Raw genomic sequence first — 12,622 nt, forward strand, 5'->3', positions numbered from 1 at the left:
ATTTCACTACATTAGGATGATAATTAAACTCGGAATAACTCAGGTTAATAGGAATTATGGTTGCTCTTTTAATTTAGGAAAAATTATGAAAACAATATGCTTCGCTGGTTTGGTATCAGAAACTAATCTAGGAGATATTGCGATTTTAAAATCAACAGAGTATTTATATAAAAAAGCATTACCCAACATTGAAAAATTTGGCTTCAAACGATTAAATATCCAGCATGAAAATGTTAAAAGTACATTGCTACATAAATTAAAAATTTCGGCCCTGGAAAAGTTAAATATAGATGCGAGTAAAGTTAAAATACACAAGTTGATATCTGACTCGAAAAAGCAATATAGAAATGAGCTTGGGGGAGTGGACTTAATAGTAATTGTTGGTGGTGGACTAATAAAGTATAAATACCAACGTTTTTTTATGTACTTAGTTGCTTTAATCGAAGTTGCAGAAGAGCTAAACATTCCAGTAGTATTAAACTCAGTTGGAATAGAGGGTTATAGTAAAACTGATCGACGCTGCCAAATGCTTAAAAAGGCATTAAATAATCCTACAGTTAAAAGTATAACTACACGTGATGATATTAATACCCTGAAAAATCTATATATGCTTCCTACCAGTAGCAAGCTCATAGGGAAAGCGGCTGATTCAGCTGTATATTCTAATGAGGCTTACAATGTTAACAAGAAACAAACTGATGTATTTGGTATCGGGCTAGTGAGAGGGGGTATATTTAAGGATAATGAGCGGGACTTGCCTCCTGAGCAATTGGCTGAATTTTATTATCAGTTAATATCTGAAATGGAAAAGCGTGACATTAAATACAAGCTATTTACTAACGGTTTAAAATCTGACAGTGAATTGCTTCCACTGATTATGAAAAAATTAGGTAGAACCAAGCTAGAATTAATTGAGCCAAAGGAAGACATTGACCTAGTGCAAGTTATATCGAGCTTTACTACAGTTATCGCAGCAAGGTTACACGCTAATATTATATCCTACTCTTTAAATATCCCGTCTGTTGGCCTAGTTTGGAATAATAAACTGAAATTGTTCGGAAAGGATATTGGGTATCCTGAAAGGTTTTTTGACTATAAACACTTTAATGTGAAAACTATTCTAGATACTGCTATTCAAGCAAATAGTGAAGGGTATGATCAGAAGTACATGAAGGAATATAAATCGTCAGCTAAATTAAATATAAATAAAGTTATAAACAAGTGGCTGGCGGGTGAATTATGAGTGATAAAAACATAGCTATTATTTTTTCTGGTGGTGTTGGTGCCAGAATGAACTCAAAGGCAAAGCCTAAGCAATTTTTAGAGTTACATGGTAAGCCAATTATCGTGTACACATTAGAGTTATTCGAAAACCACCCGGAAATTGACGCCATTGTGATCGCTATTTTAGCCGATTGGGTGGATTATATGAATGAGCTTATTGTTCGCTATCAGCTAACTAAAGTGGTTGCTGTGGTTGAAGGAGGGAAAACTGGTCAGCTATCCATATATAACGGCTTGCTAAGTGCAACAAATTTATTTTCAGCAGATTCAACAGTTCTGATTCATGACGGGGTAAGGCCGCTTATTAATCAACAAATTATTAGCGCAAATATTGATCAAGTCAAAAAAAGTGGTAATGCAATAACTACTTCTCCCACCATTGAAACTTTTGTAGTAGTGGATGACAACATGTTGGTACAAGATGTGCCAAGCCGAAAACATTCACGCTTAGCTAAAGCACCTCAAAGTTTTGTTTTAAGTGACATTCTTGCTGTTCACCAGCAAGCACTCCAGGATGGTGTTTTAGACTCAATAGATTCGTGTACATTGATGAGCCGATACGGCTATAAAATTACTTTGGTAGAAGGTCCGGTGGAGAATATAAAGATAACAACACCCACTGACTACTTTATGTTTCGCGCAATTGTCGAGTCACGTGAAAACAGCCAAATTTTTGGAGGGTAAAGTATGGTTCAGTATCACTCCTCACTGGTAAAAAATGACTTAGATGAAATTCTAGAACAAAGCTTGCCTTGGCAAAAACTGAAAAACACAACTGTTTTAGTTACCGGGGCTACAGGAATGCTTGGTTCTTACGTTGGCTTCACTTTGCTGTACTTAAACGAACAGTTTAGCTTAAATATTAAACCCGTCTTTTTAGCTCGCAGCGAAAAAAAACTTGAGCAAACCTACGGCAAGGAACTAAGTAAAGCAAAAACCTTAGTTCAAGATGTGTGCAAGCCAATTAGTTTTAATGGCAAAGTTGATTACATTTTTCATGCCGCGGGTGCAGCAAGCCCTAATTATATATTAAGTGATCCTGTAGGTATTATTAATGCCAATGTCATAGGTACGCAACAAGTATTAGAGTTATCCCGAACTCATCAAGCTATTAATACGGTATTCGCTTCTACACGTGAAGTTTATGGGAGTGTCGAAGGGAAATATAATATTAATGAACATGATATGGGGGTCTTAGACCCTTTAAACCCTCGGAACTGTTACCCTGAAAGTAAACGTTTAGCCGAAGCCTTACTAATGGCTTACCACACACAATATGAAGTTAACTTTAATAGCGTGCGCATAGCACACACGTACGGGCCAGGCATGCAAATTTCCGGTGATGGTCGTGTTATGTCAGATTTTATTAATGATGCAGTTAATGGTCGTGAAATACTTTTAAAAAGTGACGGGCAAGTGGAAAGAGCCTTCTGCTATATCACCGATGCAGTGACAGGTATTTTCAGAGTCATGCTAGAAGGAAAGCCAACTCAAGCTTATAACTTATCCAACGAGAATGAGCCAGTTCGCATAATTAGCTTAGCAAACCTTTTGCAAGAGCTTACTAATAGTGACAAAGGAGTTAAAGTTGAAACCGGCTATTGTCGAGCTGGGTATACAAACTATGAACGCACTGCATTGAACACAAATAGATTAACTAGTTTGGGATGGAAGCCTATAGTAAGCCTGAGAGAAGGGCTAGCGAGAACATTAATGGCAATGGGTGGAAAATGAAATGATAGATAAAAAACTCATGCCAGAACAAGAAAATATTTCTCAATATAATGCTGAGGGTACTAACCTTAGAAAAGCGCAGTTACGCTTACTTGAAATCTTATTAGTATTCGATCGGGTTTGTAAAAAGCATGACATCAAGTATTTTTTGAGTGGTGGAACCTGTTTAGGAGCCATAAGGCACGGTGGCTTTATTCCATGGGATGATGATATAGATATAGATATTTGGCATACCGATTATAAAAAGCTTGAAAAGGTTTTACAGGCTGAGTTGCCTGATTGGGTGAAATTACAAAACTCAAAAACAGATAAAGGTTACTATCATTTTTATATGAGATTAGTTGATGCTAACTCTCACCTTGTTTATGAAGATAACTTTGTAAGAAATAAAATGAAATATACAGGTCTTTTTATAGACTTGTTACCTATAAATCACTCATTTTCATTTCGCGTTCGACAAGTGCTTAATAGAAAGCTTCGCTTGGCTTATTCTATGTATAGGGTAGGGGCAAAGAAAAGGCATAAGCAGTACATTGCATACTTCACATTGCCTATTTATATGACACTGTGGGGATTATATACACTTGTATCAAAATTTGCGTCAAGTGAAAAAGTTTCTCATGCAGTCCCTTCTATACACAACCCAAAGTTAAAGTATTCGAACTGCTATCCGCCAGTAGAGATAAAGTTTGAAGGGTATGAGTTTTTAGGTCCGGCAAAACCACATGAGTATTTAAAAGAATTGTATGGTGATAATTACATGACAATTCCCCCTAAAAACAAGCGTTTTATTCATGCAAGCGACATTAAATTTGAGAACTGAAATGTTACTGAATAAAGTATCTAAATTGAGGTTATTATGAAACATGGACTCTTAAGGTATGATCCAAAAGATGGTGTGCGAAAAAACATTGGTGACTATATTCAAAGTATGGCCGCAAAGCAATTTTTAAATAATGTCGATGTTTTGGTCGAAAGAGAGCAACTGCACAATTATGACGGTGAGCATATAAAGTTAGTTATGAACGCTTGGTGGATGCACATTCCAGAGAATTGGCCTCCGTCTGATAAAATAACCCCTCTTTTTATATCATTCCATATTACCCCGCGCGTAGCCGAAAGAATGCTGACCGAAAAATCGGTACAATATTTTAAAAAACATGCTCCTATTGGATGTCGTGATAAAGGGACACAAAAAATACTAGAAGGCTTTGGAATTAAAACCTATTTTTCAGGCTGTTTAACTTTAACCTTAGGTAATTCTTATAAACATAAACCTGAACAGGGGAAGGTGCTTATTGTAAACCCACAATTCACACGCCCGACATTAAAAAGCCCTTTTAACTTTATTAAGTCACTTGTTTCTTGTTTTATAAATTACAAAGCAATAAAGCATATAAGTAAAAAACTTTACCTTTCAAACTCTTTACTTTCAATGATGAAAACTACGTATTTCTATAATTCGTATAGAAAACAGTTTTCTGACGAATTACTTATGGACGCACAGTATCACAACCATGGTGTTAATATTAAAAAGTTCAAAAACGAGGCTGAGCGTTTTGAATATACGGATAAATTATTGGAAGAGTACAGTACTGCAAGCTTAATAATTACAAGCAGGTTACATGCAGCTTTACCCTGTGTTGCCATAGGCATACCAACTATATTTATATATGGTGAGGATATTCCTCGCAGTTCAGGTAGGTTTGATGGCTTACTTGAGCATGTGAACTGCTTGCAATATGTGAATAAAAAGTGGGTGGGGCTAAATCAATTTGAAGCTAAGGGCATAATTGATAAAAACACCAATATAGAAAACAAAAATACGCATTTTGAAATATCTCAGCAAATGTCTGAAAAGGTTAGAGAGTTTTTTAAAAGCTAGATGGGCATTATAAGCTAGAAGATATCAAACTAAAAGAGGTTATCTTCTAGCGCTGGTCATTACTCCCCAAACACATCGTTTATTTGTTTAAAAACCAATACTGCTTGTTTGATAGCGCTTGATGAAATGTCTTTGGTACGGTCTAAATACACCACTTCGCAGAGGTCGCTTAAGTCGTCGAATTTGCCCTGCCAGTCGTTGCCCATTACAAACGTATCAATCTCATGTTTAGCAATATCTTGTCTTTTTTGTTCCCATGATGATTCGGGAATGACGAGATCGACATAGCGGCATGCTTCTAAAATAGCGACTCGTTGTTCGTATGGTACGAGCGTTACTTTACCTTTGCTTTCATTAAACTCATCGGTGGAAACCGCTACGATGAGCCTATCGCCTAATGCCTGTGCACGTTTTAGCAAGTTCACATGGCCAACATGAAAGAGGTCGAAGGTTCCGTACGTGATTACGGTGGTCATTAAAAAGCTACCTTTTTGTCGTGTTTATTGTGCTAGCTATTATTGTGTCTCTTCTGCTATCGGCCTAAAGGCTAAGTTATTTAGGGCTTTTAAACTAGTATGACAAATGACTATAGTGGCTGCATTAGGATATGATTCATTTCAGCTTTTACTGTGACTAAAGGGGAACTGATGTCTCTTCGTAAGCAAGTGATTTTATTTGGTGCGAGCCTAGGTGGTGAAAATTTCATCAAACATAATAGCCAAGTGGACGTGATAGCTTTTACTGACAATGACTCCTCTCGCTGGGGAACTACGCTTGCCGGGCGGCCAATAATTAGCCCCTTGAATATAGCGCAGCACGACTTTGACGAAGTGATTATAACCAGCCAATGGCAAGATAGTATTAAAAACCAACTTATTAATGAGTTGAGTATTCCTGCTGAAAAGGTTGTGATTCCCAATAAAACTTACCTAAAGCCTGCTATTAAGCCTTTCACGCACGCTGCTACGTTGGCTTTTGCTCAACAGAGCTTAGGGATTATTAGCGAGTTTTTAGCTAAACACGGCATTTATGCGATGGTTGATTCGGGTACGGCCCTTGGCATAGTGCGAGACGGTGATTTAATACCTTGGGATGATGATATTGATTTTGCAATCAATGCCAAAAATTTTGATAAGGCTGTTGAATTAACGGCTCAATTACTCGCTGCTTTACCACAAATACCTGAAGCGCACTGGGTGGCAACAGTGATTACTTTAGCGGGAGAAGATGTTTGCATAAACTTGGATTTAGAAAGTAATGACCATGACACTATAAAAGATATCGAAATTAGTTTGCAAAAGAGAACTGAGCGTAATGGTCGTTCTGAGTTGGACTCTTCAGCGGGTATTTTTGATGCTCCTGCGGTTCACTTTCAAACCCCTCAGCCAATAAAATATTGTGGCTATACGGTTTATTTGCCTGATGAAGTTGAAAGCTTTTTGACCTTTATGTATGGCGATTGGCGTAGCCCGCAGCCCAATACAAGCTTGCAAGATTATGATAATCGTTATCAACAAACGAAAGCGGACCCTAGATCTCAACAAGTAACGAAACGCAAAATACAGAGGGTTAAAAACTAGCGGTTTGTTTACTTAATCACCACCTAAGCCCCAATACAGGTGCTTTTGCAAGAAAACCCTTGCGGCGGGGGTGGGCTTGGGTATAATGCTTCTCGGTTGCTTCAGCAGCCGCTGCAAACATCTGCAGGGGTGTAGTTCCAATTGGTAGAACGGCGGTCTCCAAAACCGACGGCTGGGGGTTCGAGTCCCTCCACCCCTGCCAGTTTTCTTCGTAGTTCCTTTCTTGTTTTAACTCTTTTATGTTACTCAATAGCTCTGCCGTACACTAGGCCGGTTTCCATGTCTGTGGTGTTGGGCAATGGGTAGTAGTTTGCGCGAGCGCCAAGCTTTTTAAAGCCATACCTTTCGTACAAACGAATGGCGCTGATGTTGCTTTCCCTGACTTCAAGATAAACGGGGGCTGCCAGAATGAGTTGGCCCTCATGCCACCGGCTAGCACGAGTGAGCAGGTCTCCGAGAAGTTCGCTGCCGAAGCCTTGACCTTGGTAGTCGGGGTGTATGGCTATATTCATGAGTGTCTGTTCGCCGGCAATGTCATGCACAATATAGAAACCGGCTAATATGTCTTGGATAAAAAGCCCGACAACTCGGTAGCTGGGCCCAAAGCAGCCTTGTAGGGCTGATTCTTTCCAAGGAACGAGGTGAGCTGCTTGTTCAATATTATTGAGCTCTGGTGTGTAACTGTATAAAGGCCTGAGTATCACGAGTTTGATTGCGCCAGGTAGGGTTTTAGCTGCTGCCATAGAGCACGCTTTTCGGTTTGACTTAATGTTTCTTTTGCTACAAATGTACAGTCAATAATGGGTCTGGTACCGGCTTGGCTGACTTGAGTTGGGCGCGACTCTACAAAGTGACTTAAGTCTTTTAGCCAGGGATAGTAATTCACTGGAAGTACGTGAGGAAATGCAAGTAGCCACGGACCGAGTTGGTAAAGAATTGGCTGCGCCTGCATTTCAACTTGATCATTAGCCTCTGCTGATGCTGGCTTATGGTGCGTCCCAAGTGCACTTGATTGAGTTGGCTCTGTACGGGTGACTGCTTCGGACACTGGCGAGGCTTTCAATTCCGCCTGTTCAGCAGGGGAGGCTGCTGCTTGATTCCTCTGGTAGAGGGGAATGCCAAGCTTATCTAAAGCGGCTGCTTGCATTTCTGTCCACATATTCATTCGCTTAGGGCCTCAATAATTAAGCTTAGGTCGGGGCTATCAATGCATATGTCTGCAACCTCTCGTAGGGCTGGTTTTGCCATAAAAGCAATGCCTGTGCCTGCGGCTTGCAACATGGGAATGTCATTCGCTCCGTCGCCAATAGCGACGATTTGCTCTGGCTCTATTCCATAGGTACTCGCCAACGAAAGCAAAATGTTTCGCTTAGCTTCTGCGTCGATAATGTCACCAAGTAAACGGCCCGTTAGCTTGCCTTGTTTTACTTCTAAAATATTACAAGAAACATGGTCGGCATTGAATCTGCGAGCCGCTTCATCAGCAAACCAAGTGAAGCCACCGGAAACAATAACAATGCGCCACTTGTGTTGCTTAAACCATTGTATTAATTGTTCTGCACCGGGCATGAAGGGCAATGCGTCGCACATATCGAGAATTAATTGCTCCGGTACGCCTCTTAACTTACCTACGCGGGCATGTAAGGCTTCTGTGAAGTTGAGCTCACCTTGCATGGCGGCCTCGGTAATGGCTGCCACTTCTGCGCCGTGGCCAGCAGCTTCAGCTATCGCATCGATACTTTCCATGTCAATGGGGGTGGAGTCCATATCAAAGACGGCAAGACCAGGAGCGTGCATATTAGGTTTATTATTATGCATGAGAAGTAAGCCCTCGCAGTTATACAGATAGCTATATTAGCAGAATATCGTTGTCACTCCATAAGGCTTCCGATAAAGTGAATGCATGCAAAGTGAAATACAGTCAAAAACAAATTCTCGCTGGTACTTTTATGAGGACCGCTGGCTACGTCTTGGTTTATATATGGGCGTGGCCGCTTTATTATTTTCGGCCATTGCGAATGTCTGGGTGCAGCTTAACCAACGGGGTGAAGAAGCCTTGATGGCGCACACAGAACGGTTGGCGCGGGTGATTATGGCGCAAGCTGAGCATGAGTCACAAATATGGTTTATGGAAAACAACCATGAAGCTTTAAGCAGCTTAGCAAGGCATTTGCAGCAACAAGACGAAATTCTTGAAGTTGCGATTCAAGACAACCTAGGCCGGACGATTGTTCGTGCGGGGCACTCGGTTTCTATTGATAACTATTTAAGAAACCTCCCAGAAGTCATTTGGGCGGTGCCTATGGTGGAAGACGTTCTGGATAGCGATGAGGCGAATGCCAAACTCCTGGGCTTTGTGCGTATTACCTTCGACTACGACCGAATTATGGCGGAAACACGGCCTTACCATCGCTCTATTATGAGTGAGAACGCGTACACTTTAATTCTTGCGTTTTTTGCTGGTGTTCTTGTGGCCACCGCATTTGTTCGCCGCCGGAAACCTGTATTAATTCATCAAAGTGCCCGTCCAAGAAAGTCACGGCATATTCCTAACTCCCATGACTCACTGCCTTTTTGACTCCCACTGCCACCTTGATTTTGATACATTTACGCCCGACAGAGCCCAGGTTATAACGCACGCTCGACAGCAGGGGGTGAAAGGGTTTGTTGTGCCTGGTGTGACGCGTCGCCAATGGCCTCAACTCGTTCAGCTTGCTCAGCAGTACCGCACTTGTTCGGTTGCCTTTGGCTTACACCCTTACTTTATAAATGAGCATGTCCCAGCCGACTTAATGCACCTTGAGCGCATGTTAAGGGATAACCCCAAAGCCAGTGTTGGAGAAATAGGGTTAGATGCATACTGTCCTCATCCGGCCGTGCAATTACATTTATTGCGTGAACAGCTGGTTTTAGCTGTTGCGGAAAAGCGGCCTGTTATTTTGCACCATAGAAAAACAATGCACCTTTTGCTGAGAGAAATAAAACAAGCACAGCAAAAGGGGCCTTTATTGGGCGTTCTTCATGCCTTTAGTGGTAGCGTTGAGCAAGCCAATGAGTGGGCTTCAATAGGGTTTAAGCTTGGTGTAGGCGGAGTTATTACCTACCCGCGGGCACAAAAAACTCGGCAAGCCATTGCGGCCGCGCCCTTGAGGAGCTTGGTGCTAGAAACGGATAGCCCGGATATGCCTGTTGCTGGTTATCAAGGTCAGCGTAATGAACCTGCGCGGATAACAGAGGTTTTTGCAGCATTATGCGCGCTAAGAACCGAGTCACCAGCGACGATAGCGCAGCAGCTTTTAATAAATACACAACAAGTTTTTCCCAACGTCGCAATTTAACCTTACTTCATCGTCATCTCTATGCAGGGCGATTGTGCCTCGTGTAATCTAAACTTAAAGCATACTTTTTAGCCACAGATAAAAAGGAAATCTATTGTGCGACATTTACTTATAACTTTATTCAGTTGGAGTTTGCTGCTGGTTGCTATACCCCAGGCATTGGCTGCTTCTGAAAGCGTAACGCCTTTACAATTCGACGATGTGTTTCAACTTGAATATGCAGCTGATCCACAGCCTAGTCCTGATGGGAAGCAGGTGGTGTTTGTTCGCCACTGGATGGATAGCCAGACGGACAGGCGCCGTGCATCGCTCTGGATTATGAATGCGGATGGTACCAACCTCCAAGCACTGACAGACAGAAATATAGACGCTTATGCGCCACGTTGGTCACCGAATGGTAATCGCATTGCCTTTGTGTCGGGTGGTCAAATTAACCTGTTGTGGTTAGAGACAGGGCGCACAGCGACATTGTCTACAGTTACGAGTAACCCTGGTAACTTAAGTTGGTCACCCGACGGGAACCACATTGTATTTTCTATGTTTACGCCAGAGCCTGCGGCGGCACCGGTTACTTTACCTGGTAAGCCTGCGGGTGCCGAATGGGCAAAGCCTGTAATTTATATCGACAAAATGAATTATCGCGCCGATGGTGCTGGCTATTTGTCAACGGGGTATCAGCAGCTATACATGATCTCTGCACAAGGAGGTACGGCAGCCCAGCTGACCAATGGGCCGTTTAACCACGGCGGGACTGTGTCCTGGGCGGCAGATGGTAGTGTTTTTTACTTTTCTGCGAACCGCCACGAAAACTGGCAAGAGCAGCCTCTTAACTCGGAATTATTTAAGTTCAGTCTACAGGATAAAAGCTTAACTCAGCTGACAGATAGAAACGGACCAGACAGCAATCCGAAAGTGTCGCCAAACGGACGTTTTATTGCTTATACGGGCTTTGATGATAAACGCATGTCGAGCCAACGTAACCGTTTATATGTTATGGAGCTAGATGGGAGCAATATTACACCCCTCACGGATGACTTAGACCGGAGTATTAGTGGTTTTGAATGGATGAGCAATAGCCGTGGCTTAGTTATTTCCTATGACGAGCACGGCAATGGCGTTATCGCTGAGCAGTCGCTACGAGGCTCACGTAAGGTGCTCGCAAGTGATATGGGTGGACTTTCTTATAGCCGCCCATACTCAGGCGGACAATTTAAACTAGGTCACCGCGATGCTGTGTACTACACCCAAAGCAGTACCCAACACCCAGCCGAGTTAGCTGTGGTGAAAGGGCGTAGTAAGCAAACACTGACCCAGCTAAATGCAGACTTTGTTGCTCACCGCACAATAGGGGAAGTGGAAACGTTTTGGTATACATCCTCTGTTGATGAAAAAGACATTCAGGGCTGGATTATTTATCCACCCGGGTTTGATGCCAACAAAACCTACCCACTTATTCTTGAAATTCATGGTGGACCGCATACAGCCTATGGCCCTGTTTTTGCTATGGAGCTACAGTTAATGGCGGCTCAGGGGTATGTCGTGCTTTATACAAACCCACGTGGAAGCACCAGCTATGGTGACGACTTCGCTAATGAAATACACCATAACTACCCGAGCTATGACTTTAATGACCTGATGGACGGTGTTGACGCGCTTCTTGCTCGCGGCTTCATCAACGAAAAGGAACTGTTTATTACCGGGGGTAGTGGCGGTGGCGTGCTAACAACTTGGACCATAGGGCATACGGACAGATTTGCTGCAGCGGTTGCAGTGAACCCTGTGATTAACTGGTACAGCTTCGTTTTAAACGCTGACATGTATAACTACTTTACTCAGTATTGGTTTCCAGGGCTGCCTTGGGATATGCCAGAACATTACTTAAAACATTCGCCAATTAGTTATGTTGGCAATGTCACAACCCCTACCATGCTGTTTACTGGAGAGTCGGACCATAGGACTCCCATTTCTGAAACCGAACAGTACTATCAAGCATTGCAATTGCGGGGGATTGAGTCGGCCATGGTGCGAGTCCCTGGCGCTTCCCACGCGCTGCATACACGTCCGAGTAATTTAATGGCAAAGCCAGCGTACGTGACTTACTGGTTTAACAAGTATCGAGAAAGCTCAAACGATTAATATAGTAGAGCAGTGAGGCTCGACGAATGAGGTCCCTCGGTAACCTCATTGTCGGGCCTTTTTTAATGCAGAAAGTTTGGGGTTAAACCATTTGTCCAAGCAATAATCGTCAGCATGACCAGGGCCACAAGGAAGATAAGGCTCACCATGAGAACGGCACTTGCGTAAACAAACCCATGCTCTGCAGAGATCGAGAATAGGGTGGGTAGACCCGAATAGAGCAGGTAAATAGAGTAGGCAAGCCCGCCTAAAAAGACGCATGCAATAAACCATAACTGTGGGTTCAAAGCGGCTAAGCCGGCCATATACACAGGGGTAGCTGCGTAGGCGAGAACGGCGAGTGCTTGTGAGTATGTAACCTGCACAATATATACTTGGCCTAAACGCGTGGTAATATAGGCAAGTGCGCAAGGGGTTAGCACTAAACCTAAATACATAAACGACGCCATAATAAAAGCGCTAGGCTTGGCGATAAACATATGCTTGCCCGGCGCCACATGCCACCCTAAGTGGGTTGAAGCATAGTAGGCACAAAGGACTGGTATAAGGGCTATCAGTAGTAAGTGAATGGCAGGCGGAACGAGTCCTTCATGGCGTTGCTGAATGAGCTGCCATGTTTTTCGCGGGTGGGCATAGAGCCCCCAAACATGATTTAGTATCATGTG

14 protein-coding genes and 1 tRNA gene are annotated in these 12,622 nt (G+C 42.6%); 10 read left to right on the forward strand and 5 right to left on the reverse strand.

What is annotated here, in order from left to right:
- Window positions 1-85: 85 nt before the first annotated feature.
- From CWE15_RS00840 to CWE15_RS00860, 5 genes are read left to right on the forward strand one after another with little or no spacing between them, the layout of a single operon-like run.
- Entirely contained in the window at window positions 86-1,243 is a 1,158-nt protein-coding gene (locus CWE15_RS00840) for a polysaccharide pyruvyl transferase family protein (RefSeq protein WP_157980686.1), read from the forward strand.
- A complete protein-coding gene (locus CWE15_RS00845; RefSeq protein ID WP_126756172.1) occupies window positions 1,240-1,968 on the forward strand; it encodes an IspD/TarI family cytidylyltransferase in 729 nt (242 codons plus the stop codon). Before CWE15_RS00840 ends, CWE15_RS00845 begins: the two co-directional genes overlap by 4 nt.
- A 3-nt stretch (window positions 1,969-1,971) precedes the next feature.
- On the forward strand, window positions 1,972-3,018 hold the full coding sequence (locus tag CWE15_RS00850) for an NAD-dependent epimerase/dehydratase family protein (RefSeq protein ID WP_126756173.1): 1,047 nt from the start codon (window positions 1,972-1,974) through the stop codon (window positions 3,016-3,018).
- A gap of 1 nt (window position 3,019) precedes the next feature.
- Window positions 3,020-3,841 (forward strand): LicD family protein, encoded by an 822-nt coding sequence (locus CWE15_RS00855; RefSeq protein ID WP_126756174.1) that lies wholly within the window; start codon window positions 3,020-3,022, stop codon window positions 3,839-3,841.
- A gap of 36 nt (window positions 3,842-3,877) precedes the next feature.
- The gene (locus CWE15_RS00860; protein WP_126756175.1) at window positions 3,878-4,903 is read left to right on the forward strand and encodes a polysaccharide pyruvyl transferase family protein; all 1,026 of its coding nucleotides are present in this window, start codon (window positions 3,878-3,880) and stop codon (window positions 4,901-4,903) included.
- 59 nt (window positions 4,904-4,962) lie between these two features.
- Here the strand turns inward: CWE15_RS00860 and tagD are convergent, their stop codons facing one another.
- Window positions 4,963-5,379, reverse strand: a complete 417-nt coding sequence (gene tagD, locus CWE15_RS00865) for a glycerol-3-phosphate cytidylyltransferase (protein WP_126756176.1) — start codon at window positions 5,377-5,379, stop codon at window positions 4,963-4,965.
- Window positions 5,380-5,550: 171 nt separating this feature from the next.
- Here tagD and CWE15_RS00870 point away from each other — a divergent pair, with 171 nt between their 5' ends.
- Together CWE15_RS00870 and CWE15_RS00875 are read left to right on the forward strand one after the other, a co-directional pair.
- Window positions 5,551-6,483 (forward strand): nucleoside-diphosphate sugar epimerase/dehydratase, encoded by a 933-nt coding sequence (locus CWE15_RS00870; protein WP_126756177.1) that lies wholly within the window; start codon window positions 5,551-5,553, stop codon window positions 6,481-6,483.
- A gap of 125 nt (window positions 6,484-6,608) precedes the next feature.
- Window positions 6,609-6,685, forward strand: a tRNA-Trp gene (locus CWE15_RS00875).
- A gap of 40 nt (window positions 6,686-6,725) precedes the next feature.
- On the opposite strand, the gene rimI is transcribed toward CWE15_RS00875, so the two are convergent.
- From rimI to serB, 3 genes are read right to left on the reverse strand one after another with little or no spacing between them, the layout of a single operon-like run.
- Window positions 6,726-7,226, reverse strand: coding sequence for a ribosomal protein S18-alanine N-acetyltransferase (gene rimI / locus CWE15_RS00880; RefSeq protein WP_126756178.1), 501 nt, complete (start codon window positions 7,224-7,226; stop codon window positions 6,726-6,728).
- Window positions 7,184-7,648 (reverse strand): hypothetical protein, encoded by a 465-nt coding sequence (locus CWE15_RS00885; protein WP_126756179.1) that lies wholly within the window; start codon window positions 7,646-7,648, stop codon window positions 7,184-7,186. Before CWE15_RS00885 ends, rimI begins: the two co-directional genes overlap by 43 nt.
- Window positions 7,645-8,301, reverse strand: a complete 657-nt coding sequence (gene serB, locus CWE15_RS00890; RefSeq protein ID WP_126756180.1) for a phosphoserine phosphatase SerB — start codon at window positions 8,299-8,301, stop codon at window positions 7,645-7,647. The genes CWE15_RS00885 and serB overlap by 4 nt, the downstream gene beginning before the upstream one ends.
- Before the next feature lie 85 nt (window positions 8,302-8,386).
- Between serB and CWE15_RS00895 the strand changes: the two genes are divergently transcribed.
- The 3 genes from CWE15_RS00895 to CWE15_RS00905 all read left to right on the forward strand — a co-directional run bounded on the left by CWE15_RS00895 (window position 8,387) and on the right by CWE15_RS00905 (window position 11,957).
- Complete coding sequence (locus CWE15_RS00895; RefSeq protein WP_126756181.1) at window positions 8,387-9,061, forward strand: AhpA/YtjB family protein; 675 nt, start codon at window positions 8,387-8,389, stop codon at window positions 9,059-9,061.
- A complete protein-coding gene (locus CWE15_RS00900; protein WP_126756182.1) occupies window positions 9,042-9,821 on the forward strand; it encodes a TatD family hydrolase in 780 nt (259 codons plus the stop codon). Before CWE15_RS00895 ends, CWE15_RS00900 begins: the two co-directional genes overlap by 20 nt.
- Before the next feature lie 96 nt (window positions 9,822-9,917).
- A complete protein-coding gene (locus CWE15_RS00905) occupies window positions 9,918-11,957 on the forward strand; it encodes an alpha/beta hydrolase family protein (protein ID WP_126756183.1) in 2,040 nt (679 codons plus the stop codon).
- A gap of 62 nt (window positions 11,958-12,019) precedes the next feature.
- On the opposite strand, the gene CWE15_RS00910 is transcribed toward CWE15_RS00905, so the two are convergent.
- Complete coding sequence (locus tag CWE15_RS00910) at window positions 12,020-12,619, reverse strand: Yip1 family protein (RefSeq protein WP_126756184.1); 600 nt, start codon at window positions 12,617-12,619, stop codon at window positions 12,020-12,022.
- Window positions 12,620-12,622 lie beyond the last annotated feature (3 nt).

Source organism: Aliidiomarina taiwanensis (genome assembly GCF_003987015.1).
In the GTDB taxonomy this organism is placed as follows: Bacteria; Pseudomonadota; Gammaproteobacteria; order Enterobacterales; family Alteromonadaceae; genus Aliidiomarina; species Aliidiomarina taiwanensis.

Bases quoted from the DNA above. Each gene is read 5' to 3' on its own strand.
- CWE15_RS00895 (WP_126756181.1), top strand. From the start codon at position 8,387: ATGCAAAGTGAAATACAGTCAAAAACAAATTCTCGCTGGTACTTTTAT.
- CWE15_RS00855 (WP_126756174.1), top strand. From the start codon at position 3,020: ATGATAGATAAAAAACTCATGCCAGAACAAGAAAATATTTCTCAATAT.
- CWE15_RS00850 (WP_126756173.1), top strand. From the start codon at position 1,972: ATGGTTCAGTATCACTCCTCACTGGTAAAAAATGACTTAGATGAAATT.
- CWE15_RS00885 (WP_126756179.1), bottom strand. From the start codon at position 7,648: ATGAATATGTGGACAGAAATGCAAGCAGCCGCTTTAGATAAGCTTGGC.
- CWE15_RS00910 (WP_126756184.1), bottom strand. From the start codon at position 12,619: ATGATACTAAATCATGTTTGGGGGCTCTATGCCCACCCGCGAAAAACA.
- CWE15_RS00900 (WP_126756182.1), top strand. From the start codon at position 9,042: ATGACTCACTGCCTTTTTGACTCCCACTGCCACCTTGATTTTGATACA.
- CWE15_RS00840 (WP_157980686.1), top strand. From the start codon at position 86: ATGAAAACAATATGCTTCGCTGGTTTGGTATCAGAAACTAATCTAGGA.
- CWE15_RS00845 (WP_126756172.1), top strand. From the start codon at position 1,240: ATGAGTGATAAAAACATAGCTATTATTTTTTCTGGTGGTGTTGGTGCC.
- rimI (WP_126756178.1), bottom strand. From the start codon at position 7,226: ATGGCAGCAGCTAAAACCCTACCTGGCGCAATCAAACTCGTGATACTC.
- CWE15_RS00860 (WP_126756175.1), top strand. From the start codon at position 3,878: ATGAAACATGGACTCTTAAGGTATGATCCAAAAGATGGTGTGCGAAAA.
- tagD (WP_126756176.1), bottom strand. From the start codon at position 5,379: ATGACCACCGTAATCACGTACGGAACCTTCGACCTCTTTCATGTTGGC.
- CWE15_RS00870 (WP_126756177.1), top strand. From the start codon at position 5,551: ATGTCTCTTCGTAAGCAAGTGATTTTATTTGGTGCGAGCCTAGGTGGT.
- serB (WP_126756180.1), bottom strand. From the start codon at position 8,301: ATGCATAATAATAAACCTAATATGCACGCTCCTGGTCTTGCCGTCTTT.